The organism is Bacillus sp. SRB_331, from assembly GCF_003264175.1.
Classification (GTDB): Bacteria; Bacillota; Bacilli; order Bacillales; family Bacillaceae_G; genus Bacillus_A; species Bacillus_A mycoides.
Genome location: NZ_NADV01000030.1, coordinates 144,562 through 163,285, shown reverse-complemented (window position 1 = coordinate 163,285; position 18,724 = coordinate 144,562). Strand labels below are relative to the sequence as shown.

Genomic DNA, 18,724 nt, shown 5'->3' with positions numbered 1-18,724 from the left:
ACTTCATCATTCCTTATCTGTTAGCTTGAAAATTTTATTCGGATTCAAAATATTTTGCGGATCAAGAGCTTTCTTTATTTTCTCCATTACCAATAATGCCGCACCATGTTCTTCTTCTTGATACTTCCGCTTCCCTATTCCAACGCCATGCTCTCCTGTGCACGTTCCACCACGTTTAAGAGCATACAGTACGATACTTTCGTTTATTTCGTCCCCTTTTCTCACTTCATCTTTATCATTTGGATCAATCATTAATAGCACGTGGAAATTCCCGTCTCCTACATGGCCAAGAATACCACCAACAAGGCCCACCTTATCTAACGTCTCTTTCGCATTTTGAATCGCGCCAGCTAACTCTGAAATTGGCACACATACATCTGTACTCATTAGCTTTTTACCAGGGTAACTATGAACGTAAGAATAAGCTAAGTTATGTCTTGCATCCCATAATTTATTTCTTGCCGCAGTTTCAGTTTCAAAAGCAACTTCTTTACATTTATGATCAAAAACAATTTCCTTCGTAAACTCGATATCTTGCGTTAATCCCGCTTCATTTCCGTGAAACTCTAAAAACAGTGTTGGTTCTTCTCTGTAATTCGTTTCGTTATAATGATTTACTTGTTTCATAGATAGTTCATCAACAAGCTCTATTCTCGCAATTGGAATACCAGCTTGCAGTATATTAATAACAGCTTCTACCGCATCATTTATAGTTGGAAACGATGCTCTCGCAGCCATAACATGTTCTGGTATGCCGTATACTTTTAATGTTAGCTCTGTAAAGCATCCAAGCGTGCCCTCTGACCCTACGAAAATACCATTTAAATGATAACCTGATGATGACTTCGCCGCTAAATTTCCAGTATGTATCACTTGTCCATCAGCAAGTACCACCTCTAAATCACGAACTTGATCACGCATAACCCCATATCTCACCGCTGTCGTTCCGCTTGCATTCGTAGCAGCCATTCCACCTAACGTTGCATCTGCACCTGGATCTACACTAAAAAACAAACCGTACTTTTTCAATTCTTTATTGAGCTGAGAACGAGTCACTCCTGGTTGTACTTTCACAAGAAAATCTTTCTCTCTTATTTCAAGTATTTTGTTCATTAATGAAAAATCAACTGTAATCCCCTTTTCATAAGGAATTATATGACCTTCTAAACTAGAACCTACTCCAAATGGAATGACAGGTTTTTTATGCTCACTCGCTACTTTCATTATTGCTCTAACCTCTTCCATCGTTTTTGGAAAAACAACTACATCAGGTAAACTACTAGTATGGTAAGATTCATCTTTACTATGTAACTCTCTTACTGTCTTATTAACCACTACTTGATCTTCAGGAAGTACATCCTTTAATTCATTTACTAATCGCTCAATTGTTATTTCCATTACGCACTCTCCTTTTATATTATTTACTCTGCATTAATTATACCATTTTTATACATAATAATCAGAATAGTTAGATTCCTGAGGTTTTATATAAAAAAAGAACTTGCAGTATTCCCTACAAGTTCTTTTTTAAAACTATATTTTAGACGATTTTTTCAATAAAATCATAAACCAAACTAAAGTAAATGCCATCAGAGAATGAGAGAACCCTACAATATAAGTTAACCCTTTAAAGTCCGCTCCATTTAGTTGAAGAAGTCCTCTCGCTGCTAGCGAACCTAACATTAAAGTTAATGCGATATTATGTAAAATAAACCAGTTATTAAATCCTTTCACTTCATGAAACGCGAATACTTTCGCTAATCCTAAAGCAATTAAAAAGAAGAAAAAGCCAAGTACTAACGTATGCGTATGCAAAAGATTTAATAAAGTAGAGCCTAAAATCCCTTTATATTTTCCATACTCCCTAGCAAATATTCCTGACAATAAACCGATAATCAAATAAGTAAACGATGCATTATATAATTTCTTCATTATGTACCTCCTTAAGTAGAATGTGTAGTATGTCATATTTAGTAATAATGATAGTTATATAGTAAAAACTCCTAGTTTCCTAGGAGTCATTGTATAAGTATCTCACTCTTTACAATCAATCCTAATTATAAAATATCCTTTTATACAAAACAATCGAACTTTATGTGAACAGTAACTCTCAATTAAAATAACTTGCACTTTTATTTCGCACAATCCATACTAATTGTTATAACTTTTAAAGGGGGTGCAATAGATTGATAGTTCTTGAAACTGAAAGACTCACTCTTCGCTGGCTCGATGTAAAAGATGCTCCGTTTATTCTTGAATTAGTAAATGATCCTGCATGGATTCAATTTATTGGTGATAAAGGCCTTAAAAACTTAGAAGATGCAAAAAAATACATCTTAAACGGACCCGTCGATATGTACAATAAAATGGGCTTTGGTCTTTACTTAGTTGAACGAAAAGAAGATCTCACTCCACTTGGTATGTGCGGCCTTATTAAAAGAGATTCATTAGAAGATGTTGATATCGGCTTTGCTTTTTTAGAAAAATTCCGTTCAAAAGGGTACGGCTATGAATCAGCTGCTGCAGTAATCGAATACGGTGTACAAAAGCTCGGACTGAAACGAATTGTAGCAATTACTTCTATAGATAATGTTGCTTCAGGCACGCTGTTAGAAAAAGTAGGATTGCGATTCGAAAAAATAATTTCAGACTCAGGAGAAGATCTAAAATTATTCGGGTATAACGCATAACAAAAAAGGGTCGCCATTCATGGCGACCCTTTTTTTCACTTCACTTCTACCGTATAATTCCCTGTTCCACCACCATACTGGTATACATGTAAATAGTACTTCCCTGGATACGTATAGTAACTACCTACTAATTTATTTCCTTGTTGCTGTGCATACGTAACATAATTATTTAAATCTGCTTCTGAATAAAGAACCCAGTTTACTCCGATATTATTTTCCTTCGTTACATTAATTTGAAGGTTTTTCGCAGTTTCTATATTTATTTCAAAGTAATCACTCGTATCACCGTTTCCTAAACTAGCACGTAAAACTTGATTTAACTGCAGTTTATTTGCCGTTTGGAATGAATTATTTGGCTCTTTTTCTACACTGTTATCTTCTTTCTTTTGAACCGTTACACTTGTTGTAGCAGTATTAGTTAACCCTTTATCGTCTGTTACTGTTAATTTCGCTGTATACGTCCCTTCTTTTGTATAAACGTGAGTTGGATTTTGTTCATTACTTACAGTACCATCACCAAGCTCCCATTTATAAGAAATAATTTTCCCATCTTCATCTTTTGATCCATCGCTTTTAAACGAGATCGCTTCATTCGTATGTCCGCTATACGGACCATTTATAACCGCGACCGGCGCTTTATTCACTGCACCTTCTTCTGTATTAATACCGTGGAACACAACATCATATTCAAATTTCCCTGATGCATTCACACGATAATTCACAAAGTATGCTGTTACAGTTTTATAGCCTGTCCATTCTTTTGTACTTAAACGTTTTAACGTATCATTAACGTTTTGCGTAATTGTTTTCCAGTCTTCATTTTCTCCTTTTGCAGCAGTACCTGTATACGTTCCTTGCAGTGTAAATGTATTAAATAATTGTGATTTATTTTTCTTTACTGATACATTACTTAATTTTGCTTCCGCTGTAATTTCTGCGGCAATATCTGAAACTGGTTTCGGTGCATGAGTTGCTAAATAATCATCTGACACTAACGGAACATTATATTTCTCACGGTTGTCTACTAACATTTGCATATAGTCTTGATACTCTTTATTTAAATTCGCATCTTTACTTAAAGCAGAGCGATATGCATCATATGCTGTTACATCATTTTTCCTAATAAGATCATGAACTTTATCAAACATATCGTATCTCTTATTGTACATATACGATTGTAAAGCAAAGGAATAATTGTAGAAATCCCACGTTCCATACTTTGCATTTAACGTTCGCTCTGCCGTATAACGTTCTGCTGGATTCGAAGATAGTCCTCCTATAATGCTCTTTCTTGGAACGACGTTGTCCGTTCTCGTTGCACCTGCAAAAAACTCAGCATTCCCTTCTTCAAACCAAGATAATCTCTCATTCTCATACATCTTACCTTGTCCCCAAAGTCCTGGCACTTCATATCTACCTTGTAAATAATGCGTGAATTCATGTCGGAACAATTCTTCTAAACTATAAATACTTTCTTCTGGCGTACGTTCATAAGTAAAGAACGTACCTGTTCCTTCTATATAAAGACCGCCGTTATTCGTTTCATACCCGTACAATTGACGATTAAATTGATATTCAGCCGGGCTATTATAAATAACCATCGTTAATACATCATCTGGATTTCCTTTTTCTAACAGTTGGTCACTTTCAACCGTACGATGGAATTGTGCCTTCACTTCTTTTGCTGCCCAATATAAACGTTTAACTTTCTCCTCAGTCACTTTATCTCCCGCTTTTAAAACAATTGCACCATCATCAAACGTATACGTTTTCGGCAAATACTTTTTCTTCCCATCTTCTCGTATTTGATCTAAATTAACAACGTTACCGTTTGCATCTTTCCCGCCATAATTCGTCGTAATTTGCTCAGCTGCTACGAAATATTGCTCACCTAAATAAGGATAGATTTTCATCGCATCTGTTACAACTTGTAATCCTTTTGTCCCTGTACTATGGAATGTGCCGAGTCTACCTGTATAATAAATGCCATTATTAATAAGCCATCCGTTTTTCTCTGTAATCGTTCCCATTAACGCGAATCTACTTAATTCATTAATATAGCTATCTATTTTTTGATACCATACTGTATCTTTCGGTGCTTTTCTCGTATCGTACAAATACGATTGAATATCGTAATCAACACCTTGCATAATATCGTAAATCGCATTTCCAGCTGAAAGATTATCTACCAATGTAGAAAAATTATCATTATATTGCTTAAAAATCTTTGCAGCCGATGTTATCGTTTCCACATCACTCGAAGCATTTCCTATTAATTTTCCATATGATGATACAACTTTATTTTGTTCTAACGTACCGAGTTTGAAATTTGGATTGTTCGCAATCGTTTTTAATGCAGGTAAGCACTTGTCATGATAGCTACGTTCATTTAGTTTACTTAATTCTGTATTATAAAACCCTAAATAAAACCCTGATCGCAAAACTTCCACTAATGTCTCAATCCCTTTTGAATCGTCTTGCGTATAAACCTGTCCTTGCTGCTTCAATTTATCAATAATTGCCTGCATCCTACTATCATTTTGATAGAATGCAAGACTGTCCTTATTAAACTGAAATAGCCCCGTAATTTGCTCCCAATCGATTGTTACAAGTAAATCTACTAATTGTTGATTGCTTAATTGATTTAATTCAGCAATTGTATAAGTTTTCGCTACAACTAATTGCTTACTTTCCTTTTTTACTTCAGGCGGTCTTTGCGATAAATCAGCAAATTGTAGCCTTTTCTCAAAAGACTTGCTCTCTAATACTTTCGATGAATGAGCTAATTCTTCCACGGGCAGTTGTACACCAACCGGCTCCATTTTTAGCACATTTCGATATGAAACTTGCTCTCCCTTAGTATCTTCCGCCAATATGCTTCCTTGAAAACTCCCTAACATTAAACTAGCAAAACTTACCCCTACTAAAACTTTTTTTGAATAGCCTTTCATGCTCTCCCCTACCTTACATTTTTTAGTGTCTCGCTCCATTATTTTACTATTCTGACTATTTATTCTGTATTGAGAAAAAAGAAGGTAACGTTCACACATGTATCCATTCAAAGCGAAATTAACACTTGACTTCACATGTGATTTATGTCAAAAAAGGATAGATAATAGCGAAATTCCTGCTACATCTATCCTCTATTTCAACACTATGATTTTAACTTTATAAACGTAATTTCCGGCAATGTTTGCATATGCTGAATAAATGCATTCTTTTCTTCTGACGATATATTTTTCAATTGCATCCCTACCTTATAAACTATTTCTGTTTCTTGCTGTGAAGTTTCCACTTCATATGAAAGTATTGGAATGCCTTTCACTTGAAGCATTTCTAATATTTGCTGTACCGCCTCATGTTTATTTATACACATTTGCACCGTTATATTTTGCGGAAATAAAAATTGCACCTTAAAAATACGACTTACAATCTCTAAACCAATCAAAACGAGAATCATCGCTCCAATCCCTACAACATACATACCTGCTCCAATTGCTAGCCCTATTCCTGCTGTAGCCCATAAACCAGCCGCTGTCGTTAATCCTTTCACTGCCTGCTTTTGAATAATGATTGTACCTGCACCTAAAAATCCAACTCCACTAACAACTTGCGCTGCAATCCGGCTCGGATCAAGAGCCATATGTTCTTCAAACACAATATCCGAAAAAGCATATTTCGAAACGACCATTATTAAAGCACTCCCTACGGCTACTAGGAAATGTGTTTTTAATCCAGCTTCTTTTGAGCGAATTTCCCTTTCAATACCGATTATCGCCCCTAACAAACCAGCAACACCGATTCGTATAATAAAATCAATATGTAAGCTCACGAGCACTTCCCCCTTTTATTCATTATAGAGAGATAAAACAAAAATTATCACATGCATCTACCCATCGATATAAAAGCATTTTATTAAAATACATTTAATATCCCAGTGATTTTATGTTAATATTTTAAATATTAACATAAATAAAACAACCTACTTCTCATACAAAAAAACTTTAAAGTTCAACGTCTAACTTATTTTCAGTTAAAAATGGCATATGAGTTGCGTGAAATGAGGTTGAGAAATCAAGGAAACGCTTTCATTTTATATCATAATTTTTGTGAAATAAAACATAAATAAAAGGAGCTTACTAACAATGAACCTCTCTTTACTTACACCTACTACCGATTTACAAGAAGAATATTTAGATTTTTATAACGAATGGAAAGATAGCGGTGAAACGATGATTCCATGGGTTATTTCAAAAAATCCTTCTAATTTCACGGCAATGATTCAAGAATTACACGACGCACATAACGGAATAAATGTTCCTGAAACTTGGGTACCAGATTCTACTTATTGGCTCGTGACAGATGAAAATAGAGTTGTAGGAGTTGTTAATATACGTCATAGTTTAACTGATCATCTATTTAATGCTGGTGGTCATATCGGTTATGGTATTCGCCCTTCTGAAAGAAGAAAAGGTTATGCTACAAAGTTACTAGAGTTATCATTAGAAAAAACGAAAGAATTAAACATCACGAAAGCACTTGTCGTTTGCGACGAAGTGAATACTGCTTCAGAGAAAACGATTTTACATAACAGTGGTCTCCGTGATGATGATTTCACTGAAGAAGATGGGAATGTTGTGAGAAGGTATTGGATTGAGCTCTAAATAATCAAAAACAAGCCAGAAAGTGATTAAACACTTTCTGACTCCTTTTATCCCGCGTTAACGGGCAGTACAACTCCCACCTCAAAATTCAGCTGGAACAAAGAAGTTAGGTGGGAGATTAACTGCCCATAAACGCCCGATTGGTGAAGGCTAATAATCAGTGGGGGATGAACAAAACCCCCACTGATTAAAGTTTCACTTTATACTGCTTCTATTTCAAACTGGACTGTAATACCACTTGGGTCTACTACAGTAAATCCATTTGTAGTTTCATTTATTTCATGTTGTTTTTCTATTAATCTTTCTTTCACTTCATCTAACGCTTCTTTATGCGGTAGTACAATCGTATACACTTTTAGTCCAGTTGCATGTTCTGGTGGATACGGATTATTTACTCCGTTCCACGTATTTGCACCGATATGGTGATGATACCCTCCTGCCGAAATAAATAAGCAATCATCTTCACGCTGCTGCACTTCAAAGCCTACTGTTTCTACATAAAACTCATGTGACTTTTCTACATCAGCTATTCGTAAATGGACGTGTCCAACGACAGTGTCAGCAGGTAATCCATTAAACTCATAATTAACGAGCGTTGCAAGTTCTTTTAAATCTAGTGGCGTACTTCCTCCTGGCCCTTCTCCCCATTGACCTCGAGGGCGATCTGCATAAATCTCGATACCATTCCCCTCTAAATCTTGTAAATAAAACGCCTCACTATACGTATGATCACTTGCACTATTAAATCTTGAAATTGGCAAAATTTCATTTGAATATGTATAACGTCCTTCTTGCTCAGCCGGACTATCAATTACCTTTTTATTGCGAATAACACCAAATAGTGCCGAAGCAAAAGCTTCACGAGTCGGAACTAAAAAGGCTACGTGATATATACCCGTCGTACGCGGTTCTTGTAGCGCTGCATCTTCCAACTGCTCAAGAACAAGTAACGTATTCTTACCACCTTTTCCTGTTAAATATGCTTTATTCCCCTCTTCCTTACTTACCTCTAACCCTACTACATTCTCATAAAAAGCAATTTGACGCTCTAAATCTTTTACTTTAAATTCGACATGACCAATACGTGTTTTCGGATGAATTTGTACCATGAATAACTTCCTCTCCAGTTCCCCTTTAGTTTTTTATGTAAGTTGATAGGCAATAGCCGCATTCAACGAATACACCTTAATTTTGTTTTTTTGTAGCATCAACTTTCAGCCATTTTTTCGATATGTCACTTAATGTTCCATCTTGCTCTAATTCTTTTAACGCCTTGTTTATATCTTCTAACTTTTCACTCTTTTTTGCAAATGGAAATGCAATCTCTCCCCATTCAAGTGGGCCAAATCCAACTTTGACATTATCTAGTTTCGCCTTTGTTATTGTTGTTTCCACTTGAACTTTATCATTATAATAAGCATCGACGCGTCCAAACCCTACTTCGTTCAATTCCGCCGTTGGGTCCTCTGAGTACGTTTTAATCGTAAAAGCATTATTTTTATTTAAAGCTTTTAACTCTTGCTCTCCTGCTGTACCAAGTCCAACACCTACAGTCTTTCCTTTTAGATCCTCTAGCGATTTAATTGTATTATTATTTTTCTTCACCGCAAAAACAGAACCTGAATACACATACGGTATCGAAAAGTCATATTTCTTTTTTCTTTCCGGAGAAACGGATAATTCATTTGCAATCGTATCAATACGGCCTGAATCTAATAAACCGAATAATCCTTCAAAATCAGAAACATTCCATTCTACTTTATATCCAGCTTTTTTAGCAGCCGCTTCAATAATTTCAGCATCAAAACCTTTTACTTTCTCACCTTCTTTAAATATAAATGGGCTACGACCTGCAGAAGTCCCAACTTTCACTACTTTTTCATCTGTCTTTTTACTTGCTGCATTAGAACCACATGCAGACAAAGCTCCAACTGATAGTGTTAATGCTAATGTTAGTAATAATGACGATTTTCTCATAACTCTTCCTCCTAAATAACGAAATGATTTCCTTCTTCAGATGCATTTAATTGCCGTAAAAACTTTTTCGTACGTTCATTTTGTGGGTTTCGAAAAATCTCTTCTGGCGTTCCCTGCTCTACGATAATTCCATCAGCCATAAAAATAACGCGATCAGCCACCTCTTTTGCAAAATTCATTTCATGTGTAACAATAACCATCGTTATATGTTGTCTTGCCAAGTCTTTAATAACTTGTAATACCTCATTAACTAATTCTGGATCAAGTGCTGAAGTCGGTTCATCAAACAATAATACAGCTGGATTTAAAGCCATTGCCCTAGCAATCCCTACCCTTTGCTGTTGTCCACCTGATAACATCGTCGGATAAAAATCTTCTTTATCAGCTAAGCCTACTTGTTTTAATATTTCTCTCGCTATTCCATTTGCCTCTTCTTCACTTTTTTTCTGTACAACCGTTAATGCTGTTGTAATATTTTGCAATGCTGTTTTATTTTTAAATAAATTATAGTTTTGAAAAACCATAGCTGTTTTTTGACGTAATTTTATGATTTCTTTTTGATAAAGTTTCTTTGTATGAATCTCTAAATCTTCAATTCTAATACTGCCATCATCCGGTTGTTCTAATAAATTTAAACATCGTAGTAATGTCGATTTCCCTGAACCAGAAGGTCCAATAATTACTACCACTTCCCCTTTTTTTACAGTAAGTGAGATTCCTTTCAGCACTTCATTATGTTTGTAATATTTATACAATTTTTTTAACTCAATCACATATATCACCTCACTTCTCTTATAAATACGGTGCATCAAGTTTCTTCTCCAACCTTTTCTGTCCCGAGCTGATTACGATTGTAATAATCCAATACACAATCGCTACCGCTAAATAGCTTTCCATATAACGATACGATTGTGCCGCCAGCATTTTCGCTTGTGCCAATATTTCAGCCACTCCAAGTGCAAAAGATAACGAAGATTCTTTTAACAATCCAACAAAATTATTTCCAAGTGACGGCACTGCTACACGAATAGCCTGCGGAAAGATAATTTGTCGCATCGCTTGTGCTTTTGTCATTCCAACTGATAAACAAGCATCCATTTGCCCTGATTCCACAGCATTTAATGAACCTCGAATGATTTCTGACAAATAAGCAGCATTATTTAAACTGAGGCCAATTAAAGTTGCTTGCATAGCTGTAAGTACTGTAAAAGCCGGAGATATTTGTGGCAATCCGAAATATAACACAAACAATTGAACTAATAACGGTGTCCCTCTAAAGAAAGAGATATACACCCTTGCAATTGGATATAAAAATTTCGTTTTGTTTTTTGTAATGATCGCCAAGCCAATCCCTATAAAGAAAGAAATAATCATTGAAACTACAGTAATCCCTAAAGTTATGTATACATACTTAAATAATTGCGGAAAACTTTCTAAAAAATACGCTACATCAAATTTCACTCTATCCCCCCTCTCTAAACAAAAAACTCTTCTTACACATATAAGAAGAGTTGAATGTTAATCCATTTCCCTTCATCTTCCAAACGCCTTTTACGTTTGCCGGAATTAGCACAGTGCTTTTTTAGCCTGTTGCTGAGATTTCACCGGGCCAGTCCCTCCATCTCTCTTGATAAGAAAACTAATAAATTTTTCCATTTATTTAGTTGTTATTATGAAGAATATAGTTAAAATCAAACGATGTCAATAGGAAAACTAAGAATTAAACTCAACCCTTTTTCGAACATACTAGTAATACATCAATTTACTATTCTTAATAAACTGTACACAAAAGCCATCTCCTCTGAAATCCAGAAGAGATGGCTTCAATTATAGAAACTATAAATATTTTACTTTATTATCCTTTAACTACATATTTATTTCATCTTATGTACTTCAGCAACTAACTTTCCGCCTTGAATGCCCATATAAAGCTTAACAGGAGCATCATTCGTATTTTCAAATACTAAGTCTAAATATGGATAAGCAATTGTAGCATCTCTTCCCTGAGGGACATAACCTACTGTTTTAGAATGTGTAGTTCTCTCTACCATTTTCAAACCAGCTTGATCTGCTGCATTGAATAAAGTAGATGATGTTTGACAAACGCCACCACCATAACCATCTACTAATTTACCATCTACAATTTCTTTTCCTAATTGGTACCCTTTATCTGGTGTTGTATCTCCAATTAGTGCATTAAAAGAGAAACGGTCTCCTTTCGCTAAAACAACTCCACTTACGCTCTGAGCAGATAAACGAATATTTTCAATTCGACCACCTGTTGAACCACCTAAATTCGTTTCATATCTACCAATTACAGTACCACTGCCTTGCGCATCACCTAATGTTGCGACAGGTTTTTTCTCCACAATTGGTAACTGATAAGTAGAATCCCACATACCTACATTTAATAATTTGTCTACTAACTCTTTTTCCATTAATTCATACGAAGGTTTTCCCTCTTGCCACGTTCCATCTGGTGCTAAACGTGATGGAACCATCTTTTTATCTACGCTTTTCCCAACTTCACTAGCAACCTTCGTTACCGATTTTTTGAATTTCGCCTCATCTTCAAAATAACCTAAACTCGATAAGTCTATTTTTTTCACTTCAGTACCAGTACGCCCATCCACTAAGCTAATTGAATCCTGTACATCAGCCTTAGCCTCTACAACGTTCCCACCAAAATCACTTACTAATGCCACATCACTTACTTTTGTTCCACAACCACTTACTACAGCTACGCATAGTACCCCTACTAATATACCCTTTATTTTTCGGAACAATATACTCTCTCCTTTTCCCCAACATCATTTCTTATGTATTATTTCATTTTTATGTGTGTTTTGTTACAATCATTTTACAATATGTTTAGAAAATGTTACAAGTTTTTTACTCTATTTAAATTACTCTTTTCTTTTGTAAATGTCTATACATATTTATATAAATTTTTGAGTTTGATAAGATTGTAACTTTTATGTAACCTATTTCTATCCAGTATATACCATTCAATAAATGAAATACAAATGTAAAAAATTTTTATTTCAGCTCTTTATGCACCTACATACTTCAGAAACCATAATGCTGAGCTCTCATATCTGGTCATTGTTAAATTAAAGTGAAAAATCACCCCTCATTTCAGCACATATAGGTATTTGCCGTGCCACTACTCCGCTTTTGCACATACATTATGATGAATTCAACCCACCTTTAAGAAACGGAGGAGTTTTTATGTATCCCTACAATCCTTATGATCCATATAACCAATATGGTTACCAACCTCAGTATGATTTACAGGCACAATACCAACAATATATAGATCAAACAGAACAAGTTAATCCATATGATCAAAATCGACAATTTCAACTTCCAATCTCTTTCCCTGGTACTGGAAACCGTCAATTAGAAAGACGAGTAAATGAGCTTGAGCAAAGAGTACGTCAACTAGAAAACACAGTTGAGCGTCATACGCGTAGATTAAACCGCTTAAATCAGCGTTTACGTACAGTAGAAAATAGGCTAAATATTCCATTTTCAGCATTAGAAGACGGATTTTAATTTCGAAAATAACAAATATATAAGGAAGGGGCTCCCCCTTCCTTATATAAATTGACGAAAGTTTTTTCCATCTCTATACTGATAAGAGTTAATGAAATGAAACAAGGTGATAAATATGGATTTTGAAATAAATTTTCTTTCTTTTTATGTAGTACAAGTAGAAGGAAAAGGTGAAGCAGTTGATAAGCGCTATAAACATTTTCAAACATTAGACGCTGAAGAGTATGAAGATAGCTCTTTAAAAGAATTTTTGAATGGTGAATTATTAAAAATTTCAAAGCGAAAAGTAGAACGTCACGCAAAAACAGAACAAGCCCCAACGAAGATCGGTCGCTTTATTGTAGAAGAAGGGCATGAACTCGATTCAAACCCTCATTACAACTTATTTAATCGTATTCGCTTTGCAGAAACAAAAGAAAACTTCAAAGATATGAGCGAACCTCTCGTTTATACATACCTTGACACAAGCGCTGTACGTGGTGGAGTGTTTTTAATCGCTCAAGCAAAACTACGCAAATACTTTGATGATCCATTCGTATTCGTAATGAAATGTGACTTCGAACCAAAGGTTGCTTCCATTTCTGATGAATCAACACTTATTCGTAACGTTGAAATGGCCATCACAACAAAGAATATGAAATCTATCCAGTACCCATACATGCCTGAAGAAGGTATGGTGGAGCCTGGCGAACTAAAAATACACCAAGCATCACACGCCCGCTACTTTGAAGACTTCTTAAAATTCGTCGAATACGAACGCTCTATGCCTGAAATTATGAAAACACAAGTAATGGACATGGTATACGACCAAATTGAAGATGTATTTGAAGAAGGTACTGAAGAACGTGAACAGTTCGACCAAGCGATGGAAGTATGGGCTGCCAGTCCGAAACGCGAAATTATGGAACAATTTTCAACAGAAGAAGTAATGGAAGCTACCGCTCAAATCGTCGAGCACGCCCCTGAAGTGGAATTAAAGCTAAAAGCAGATCATATCTCTGTGAAGGCTTTGCTTGCTGATTTCGGAGACCTAATACATATTGCAAAGGTAAACGACCGATATGTATTAATGATTGAGGCTGATACACTTACGTTTGAGAAAGGCTTCTCTCCAATTGAGTTTTTGAAGCCGGATGAATTACAAGACGTAATTGAGCGGATTGAGAATAAACAGCAGTATTCTTATGATCCGAATGGGATCGAATAAATGCTTCCATATACCTATTTTTACTGAACTCTATTAACAAGCGCTCTTTTATTTGGGACATAGTTGACATTTATATTAAAAACTGATTCTACTAAGAATCGGTTTTTCTTCTTTATAACAAATATGCTTATTTTTAAAAATATTTTTGCTCCAAGATGACATTTCTTGTAGAATCAAGCAGATTCCTTCCTTGTTGTACAAGCGTATTTCCATGAGAGACATCTACTTCAATATTTCTAGTTGACCAAGTCCTTCTATAAGTTTTTGGTGTTTTTCCTTTTAGTCATTATGTATGTTGTTAAAATGAAAATTTCACTTTACTACCTCAAATTTATTGTACTCGTAAAAAGATAATTGAAAACGATATTCCGGATGCTCTCTCACCCAATCGTAGGCTTCTTCTAAAATATCCATTTTATTTTGCACGTCATTAAGTTCACTACATTCGTTCCTTTTCTGTTTACATAGAGGACAGAACCCACCCACTATCTCGGCATTCATCGCACGAATCGTTTTACTTTCTAAGTCAACTACTAGACGAAGAATAAGAGAATGCTCCGCTTTTGTAGTCACCATCATTTCAGCAATTCCATCCTCATTCCAAAAGACACCATTTAATTCCATCTGTACGGTGACATCTTTGATTTCCAAGTCTATCACTATCACACCTCCCTTGTATAAGACTCTTACCTTACTCTTCGATTTTAATCTTTAATACACCACGAGCTAAAGATATATTAAGATTTTTCCAATTCTTCTTCTTTGCTATGAAAGGAAGTGTAATTAGTGCAAATAGTGTGGTAAATATTATCAAAAAAACTAAAACGGTTAAAATGTTAAAGATTGCTTCCATTAAACTACACTCTTTTCTATGTATATCCGTACTAAAAACAACAAAATATTCCATTAACAATACAGGACAAGCCGTGAATTTTCCAACTAAACTTCAGCAACTTAATCCTGAAGTCTAGTTGTACATATGAATAAAATAAATTTTATTACTAACTTTCTTCTACTACTTTCTCCATCACAGCCAAATACCTAAGCTGCCGCTCCGCTTTTCTCACCGCCGTAGGAAAGTGTTTCTTCAGAAGTTCTACTGCATTATCACTTATATAATACCTTTCCGTTATACTTTCCCACGTGTCACTACTTTCGAATTCACTCCATACAAAAGGACGCTCTGTATTTTTTCTCAGTTCTTTAAACACCCATTTCCGCATCCTTTTTTTCGCTTTTTCTGTTAGTTTTCCGTTCTTTACAAGTTCAAGCTCACCATGTCTCTTGTATCGCTTGTTAATATCTCTCTCGCCATATACTTTCAGAAAGATATTTGCTGTATTCTCAGCATCTGCTAAAGCCCGGTGCTGCTTCCCTTCCCACGTTAAGCCGAGCTGATCCACTGCAAATTGTAAACTTGGTGTATGCTCAAATAATTCTTCATACGCCTGAAAAACAAATTTTTGCACATCAAATCTGCTCTCTTTTTCCATACATGGGCATTCTACACCGTATAATGTACAATCTTGAGATAGAAAACGGTAATCTTCTTTTCCCCATGAAACAAATATAGAATCTTCTCCGATGAACTGAATAAATTTCTCTATAATTTGAGGGAAATTCCCTACACCTATTAAATCTTTCTTTGTAATTCCAGTTAATTTTGTTGTATGACGAGTTAATGGGGCACTTGGTTTTACTAACTCTGAAAATTCTCCAATAACCTTCATTGTACTCACATCTATTTTTACAGCTCCAATATCAACTATTTCTGACGGATCTTCTGATTTATACGGCCTAAAATTCCTTTCAATATCAAACACAATGAAGTGTGTAGCGTTTTTCAATTTATTTACCTCTTTCTAAATTCCTTTTCACACACATACTTTATTTTCAGTATTTATATATTAATGCACTTTATGCATGAAAAACTTCGCATAAAAATCAAAAATTCAGTCTTATTATTACATGTACATAGGAGGATATTCAATAAAAACGCAAAAAAAAAGAAGGGCAAGCCCTTCTTTTTTTCATAATTACTTCTTGTTTACGTTTGTAGCTTGAGGTCCACGGTTACCTTGTTCTACTTCGAAAGTAACTTCTTGACCTTCTTCTAAAGATTTGAAGCCGTCGCCTTGGATAGCTGAGAAATGAACGAATACGTCTTCTCCGCCTTCAACCTCGATGAAACCGAAACCTTTTTCTGCGTTAAACCATTTTACTTTACCGTTTTGCATTTAAAAAATCCTCCTACAATGTACCTATATGTACATATTCATTTTCAACCACTTTACAATAATACATCATATATTAAAAAACTGCAACCCCAGAGGAGATTTAACATTGCTATCCTCCTCGGAAGTTACAGCTCATTTAAATCTCTATATTATTAAAAGTAAAATGGTTTAAAGTAACTATATCATACCAATATAATAAAAGTAAAGTTTTTTAAAGTTATACAGCTTTTTTTTTCCACTGCATCGTTTTTAATTCACCTGATCCAGCTACAACATAGCCTTCTTTTTCATTAACAATGCGCCAACCATGCCCTTTAACCGAATCACATACTGTAACAATTCCTTCTTCAAGAAGCACACGGCAAACAGTGCTAATTCCCGCCTTATTTTGCGTTGACGTTGTATATAACACATGTTGATCCACACTTAAATCTAAATAACTACTCGCTTTTTGTTCACTTTGACATGTATGCCAACCTATTTTATCACTTTCGATACTCTCATTTATTCTGCAAAAAGAAATATTTCCGCTAATCCCCTTGCACGATCCACTTGCCGCTACTAAATAGGAATTATGTATAGTCAACGCAGAAATCATCTGATTCATCGCTATTTTAATCCTTTTTAATTTACGTGTCTCTAAATCAAAAAGCCAAACACCACCATATTTAGTATGTATTTTCGTACCGATAAATAAGTAATGTTTATATAAAAATAATGATCGAATAGATGGTGCCTCACTACCGTAATTAAGAAATGGCTGAATAGTCTCCCATGTGGAACCAAAATTATTAGAATGATACAGTGTTTTATCTCCATGAGCAATTACTGTTCCATTCTCATTACTACATACATTCCAGCTCGTTGCTTTCGTTGGAAAGCGCTGGATCGTCCACGTTTCTCCACCATTCATACTACGAATAAAAACTCCTTCGTCTCCTACTCCGTAAACTACGTTACCTTCACTATGTAAATCTCGAATTCGTTTTTGGAAACCAGTTAAAGCCTGTTTCCATTCTCCATCTTTTTCAATGAATAAACCATTATATGTAGTAGCTAACAAAAGCTTTCCATCTCTTAACTTTGTAATAGCAGTTGCACTTAACATTGTTTCCACGTTGACACTCCCGTTCCTAGAACTTCTCGGCAAAAGCAATTGCAAAATCACTGCATTTTTCAACGTCTTCTTTATCTTCTGGAGCTAATTCAATTTTCAATCCTTCTTGTACAAGTTCTGCCCCGCATTTTACAAGACGTTCTTCAAATATCGTTACCGCTTCACAAAACAGTTCATACGCCGTATCACCTGATCCAAAAACAGCCACTTTTTTACCCGTCAAATCTATATTTTCTAACTCATCATGGAAATCTTCCGCTTCAAATGGTAATTCACCATCACCCCACGTATAAGATCCTAAAATGATTCCATCATAAGCTAATAATTCTTCAGCATCCATACCTTCCATCTCTTGTAATACTACTTCATGATCAAAGGCATCTAAACTTACTTTAATTAAATCAGCAATACTCTCTGTATTCCCTGACATACTTGCATACGCTATTAAAATTTTCGCCACTTTGGCATCCCCCTCTTACAATAAATGATTCTCATTATCATTATATTAATAATGAGAATCAATTTCAATTATATTTTTTGCTATTTTATTTTATTCCATAAAAAAAAGAACAGATGACTATACAATCATCTGTTCTTTTTTATTACTTTTTAAAAATACCAAAGGGTTTTCCAACTGGTAATACAACTTTTCCGAAGTGTGTATTTAACACAGCTGCTGCTGAACCATAGAAAGATAATAATGAAATACATAGTTCAGAATACGCTGCTAAATTATGCATTGCGTGCGGCATAACACCTAAAGTACTTAATGAAAGACCGATAAATAAGAAATCAATAAGGACGAAAATCATAAATAATACTTTATGTGTTTCCATTGCACCAATTGTCATAAAGATCGTGAAAATCAAGTATCCGATAAAGGCTACACCGAGCTGTTTTGAATCTGCAGTTTGGGCTAATTTTTCGCCAAATACTCCAAGTTGAATTAACCAAGTCATTCCAACACCTAACCAAAATAGGCCGTACGCACCAAATGCTGTTGTACCGAACGTATTGTTATGCTTTGCATCGTGAATGCATGCAAAGATTTGTGCAAATCCTCCTAAAAAGATTGCCCATGGTAATACAAGTGAAACGCCATCTGTTAAGCCTAACTTTTGAGATGATGCTACAAGTGTTACCATCGCTAATCCAAATAGACCGATTCCAGATGGATCTGCTGTTGTCATTTTCACATGATGTGTAGTAGTTTGATTGCTCATATAAACCTCCTGATTATAAACATACTCGAATACAATACTTAAATCAGAAGG

At 35.1% G+C, this 18,724-nt stretch carries 19 protein-coding genes and 1 riboswitch; of the genes, 4 read left to right on the top strand and 15 right to left on the bottom strand.

Annotation, left to right across the window (positions count from 1 at the left end):
* Window positions 1-6 precede the first annotated feature (6 nt).
* The gene (locus B5P42_RS21150) at window positions 7-1,398 is read right to left on the bottom strand and encodes an FAD-binding oxidoreductase (RefSeq protein WP_113735120.1); all 1,392 of its coding nucleotides are present in this window, start codon (window positions 1,396-1,398) and stop codon (window positions 7-9) included.
* Window positions 1,399-1,533: 135 nt separating this feature from the next.
* Window positions 1,534-1,932, bottom strand: a complete 399-nt coding sequence (locus tag B5P42_RS21145) for a DUF2871 family protein (protein ID WP_044439983.1) — start codon at window positions 1,930-1,932, stop codon at window positions 1,534-1,536.
* A 254-nt stretch (window positions 1,933-2,186) separates the two neighbouring features.
* Between B5P42_RS21145 and B5P42_RS21140 the strand changes: the two genes are divergently transcribed.
* Window positions 2,187-2,690: a GNAT family N-acetyltransferase gene (locus tag B5P42_RS21140; protein ID WP_113735119.1), complete on the top strand. Its 504-nt coding sequence runs from the start codon at window positions 2,187-2,189 to the stop codon at window positions 2,688-2,690.
* 35 nt (window positions 2,691-2,725) lie between these two features.
* On the opposite strand, the gene colA is transcribed toward B5P42_RS21140, so the two are convergent.
* Complete coding sequence (colA, locus tag B5P42_RS21135; RefSeq protein ID WP_113735118.1) at window positions 2,726-5,641, bottom strand: collagenase ColA; 2,916 nt, start codon at window positions 5,639-5,641, stop codon at window positions 2,726-2,728.
* Window positions 5,642-5,844: 203 nt separating this feature from the next.
* Entirely contained in the window at window positions 5,845-6,522 is a 678-nt protein-coding gene (locus B5P42_RS21130) for an MgtC/SapB family protein (RefSeq protein WP_113735117.1), read from the bottom strand.
* Between the two features lie 313 nt (window positions 6,523-6,835).
* Between B5P42_RS21130 and B5P42_RS21125 the strand changes: the two genes are divergently transcribed.
* The gene (locus tag B5P42_RS21125) at window positions 6,836-7,354 is read left to right on the top strand and encodes a GNAT family N-acetyltransferase (protein ID WP_113735116.1); all 519 of its coding nucleotides are present in this window, start codon (window positions 6,836-6,838) and stop codon (window positions 7,352-7,354) included.
* Between the two features lie 200 nt (window positions 7,355-7,554).
* Here the strand turns inward: B5P42_RS21125 and B5P42_RS21115 are convergent, their stop codons facing one another.
* From B5P42_RS21115 to B5P42_RS21095, 5 genes are all read right to left on the bottom strand, one after another.
* Window positions 7,555-8,463, bottom strand: a complete 909-nt coding sequence (locus tag B5P42_RS21115; protein WP_113735115.1) for a VOC family protein — start codon at window positions 8,461-8,463, stop codon at window positions 7,555-7,557.
* Between the two features lie 76 nt (window positions 8,464-8,539).
* On the bottom strand, window positions 8,540-9,331 hold the full coding sequence (locus tag B5P42_RS21110; RefSeq protein WP_002066495.1) for an amino acid ABC transporter substrate-binding protein: 792 nt from the start codon (window positions 9,329-9,331) through the stop codon (window positions 8,540-8,542).
* 11 nt (window positions 9,332-9,342) lie between these two features.
* Window positions 9,343-10,104, bottom strand: a complete 762-nt coding sequence (locus B5P42_RS21105; RefSeq protein WP_181458818.1) for an amino acid ABC transporter ATP-binding protein — start codon at window positions 10,102-10,104, stop codon at window positions 9,343-9,345.
* Window positions 10,105-10,123: 19 nt separating this feature from the next.
* The gene (locus tag B5P42_RS21100; RefSeq protein ID WP_113735113.1) at window positions 10,124-10,792 is read right to left on the bottom strand and encodes an amino acid ABC transporter permease; all 669 of its coding nucleotides are present in this window, start codon (window positions 10,790-10,792) and stop codon (window positions 10,124-10,126) included.
* A 69-nt stretch (window positions 10,793-10,861) separates the two neighbouring features.
* Window positions 10,862-10,968, bottom strand: a riboswitch (SAM riboswitch).
* Between the two features lie 237 nt (window positions 10,969-11,205).
* Window positions 11,206-12,117 (bottom strand): VanW family protein, encoded by a 912-nt coding sequence (locus B5P42_RS21095; RefSeq protein WP_113735112.1) that lies wholly within the window; start codon window positions 12,115-12,117, stop codon window positions 11,206-11,208.
* Between the two features lie 445 nt (window positions 12,118-12,562).
* Between B5P42_RS21095 and B5P42_RS21090 the strand changes: the two genes are divergently transcribed.
* A complete protein-coding gene (locus B5P42_RS21090; RefSeq protein WP_002087720.1) occupies window positions 12,563-12,889 on the top strand; it encodes a hypothetical protein in 327 nt (108 codons plus the stop codon).
* A 115-nt stretch (window positions 12,890-13,004) separates the two neighbouring features.
* Window positions 13,005-14,096 carry a DUF3900 domain-containing protein gene (locus B5P42_RS21085; RefSeq protein ID WP_002014380.1) on the top strand — a complete coding sequence of 364 codons (1,092 nt, stop codon included), beginning with the start codon at window positions 13,005-13,007 and terminating at the stop codon, window positions 14,094-14,096.
* A 312-nt stretch (window positions 14,097-14,408) separates the two neighbouring features.
* Here the strand turns inward: B5P42_RS21085 and B5P42_RS21080 are convergent, their stop codons facing one another.
* The 6 genes from B5P42_RS21080 to B5P42_RS21055 all read right to left on the bottom strand — a co-directional run bounded on the left by B5P42_RS21080 (window position 14,409) and on the right by B5P42_RS21055 (window position 18,673).
* Window positions 14,409-14,756 carry a hypothetical protein gene (locus tag B5P42_RS21080; RefSeq protein WP_002087722.1) on the bottom strand — a complete coding sequence of 116 codons (348 nt, stop codon included), beginning with the start codon at window positions 14,754-14,756 and terminating at the stop codon, window positions 14,409-14,411.
* Between the two features lie 341 nt (window positions 14,757-15,097).
* Window positions 15,098-15,943, bottom strand: coding sequence for an exonuclease (locus tag B5P42_RS21075; protein WP_113735111.1), 846 nt, complete (start codon window positions 15,941-15,943; stop codon window positions 15,098-15,100).
* A gap of 189 nt (window positions 15,944-16,132) precedes the next feature.
* A complete protein-coding gene (gene cspB / locus B5P42_RS21070; protein WP_001179147.1) occupies window positions 16,133-16,333 on the bottom strand; it encodes a cold shock-like protein CspB in 201 nt (66 codons plus the stop codon).
* 217 nt (window positions 16,334-16,550) lie between these two features.
* Window positions 16,551-17,450 (bottom strand): WD40/YVTN/BNR-like repeat-containing protein, encoded by a 900-nt coding sequence (locus tag B5P42_RS21065; RefSeq protein WP_002087724.1) that lies wholly within the window; start codon window positions 17,448-17,450, stop codon window positions 16,551-16,553.
* Window positions 17,451-17,466: 16 nt separating this feature from the next.
* Entirely contained in the window at window positions 17,467-17,910 is a 444-nt protein-coding gene (locus tag B5P42_RS21060) for a flavodoxin (protein ID WP_001062757.1), read from the bottom strand.
* Between the two features lie 142 nt (window positions 17,911-18,052).
* Window positions 18,053-18,673: an acetate uptake transporter gene (locus B5P42_RS21055; RefSeq protein WP_000070943.1), complete on the bottom strand. Its 621-nt coding sequence runs from the start codon at window positions 18,671-18,673 to the stop codon at window positions 18,053-18,055.
* Window positions 18,674-18,724 lie beyond the last annotated feature (51 nt).

What these genes read in the sequence shown, in the direction of transcription:
- B5P42_RS21090 (WP_002087720.1), top strand. Translation starts at nt 12,563, where the DNA reads ATGTATCCCTACAATCCTTATGATCCATATAACCAATATGGTTACCAA.
- cspB (WP_001179147.1), bottom strand. Translation starts at nt 16,333, where the DNA reads ATGCAAAACGGTAAAGTAAAATGGTTTAACGCAGAAAAAGGTTTCGGT.
- B5P42_RS21115 (WP_113735115.1), bottom strand. Translation starts at nt 8,463, where the DNA reads ATGGTACAAATTCATCCGAAAACACGTATTGGTCATGTCGAATTTAAA.
- B5P42_RS21110 (WP_002066495.1), bottom strand. Translation starts at nt 9,331, where the DNA reads ATGAGAAAATCGTCATTATTACTAACATTAGCATTAACACTATCAGTT.
- B5P42_RS21125 (WP_113735116.1), top strand. Translation starts at nt 6,836, where the DNA reads ATGAACCTCTCTTTACTTACACCTACTACCGATTTACAAGAAGAATAT.
- B5P42_RS21150 (WP_113735120.1), bottom strand. Translation starts at nt 1,398, where the DNA reads ATGGAAATAACAATTGAGCGATTAGTAAATGAATTAAAGGATGTACTT.
- B5P42_RS21085 (WP_002014380.1), top strand. Translation starts at nt 13,005, where the DNA reads ATGGATTTTGAAATAAATTTTCTTTCTTTTTATGTAGTACAAGTAGAA.
- B5P42_RS21055 (WP_000070943.1), bottom strand. Translation starts at nt 18,673, where the DNA reads ATGAGCAATCAAACTACTACACATCATGTGAAAATGACAACAGCAGAT.
- colA (WP_113735118.1), bottom strand. Translation starts at nt 5,641, where the DNA reads ATGAAAGGCTATTCAAAAAAAGTTTTAGTAGGGGTAAGTTTTGCTAGT.
- B5P42_RS21145 (WP_044439983.1), bottom strand. Translation starts at nt 1,932, where the DNA reads ATGAAGAAATTATATAATGCATCGTTTACTTATTTGATTATCGGTTTA.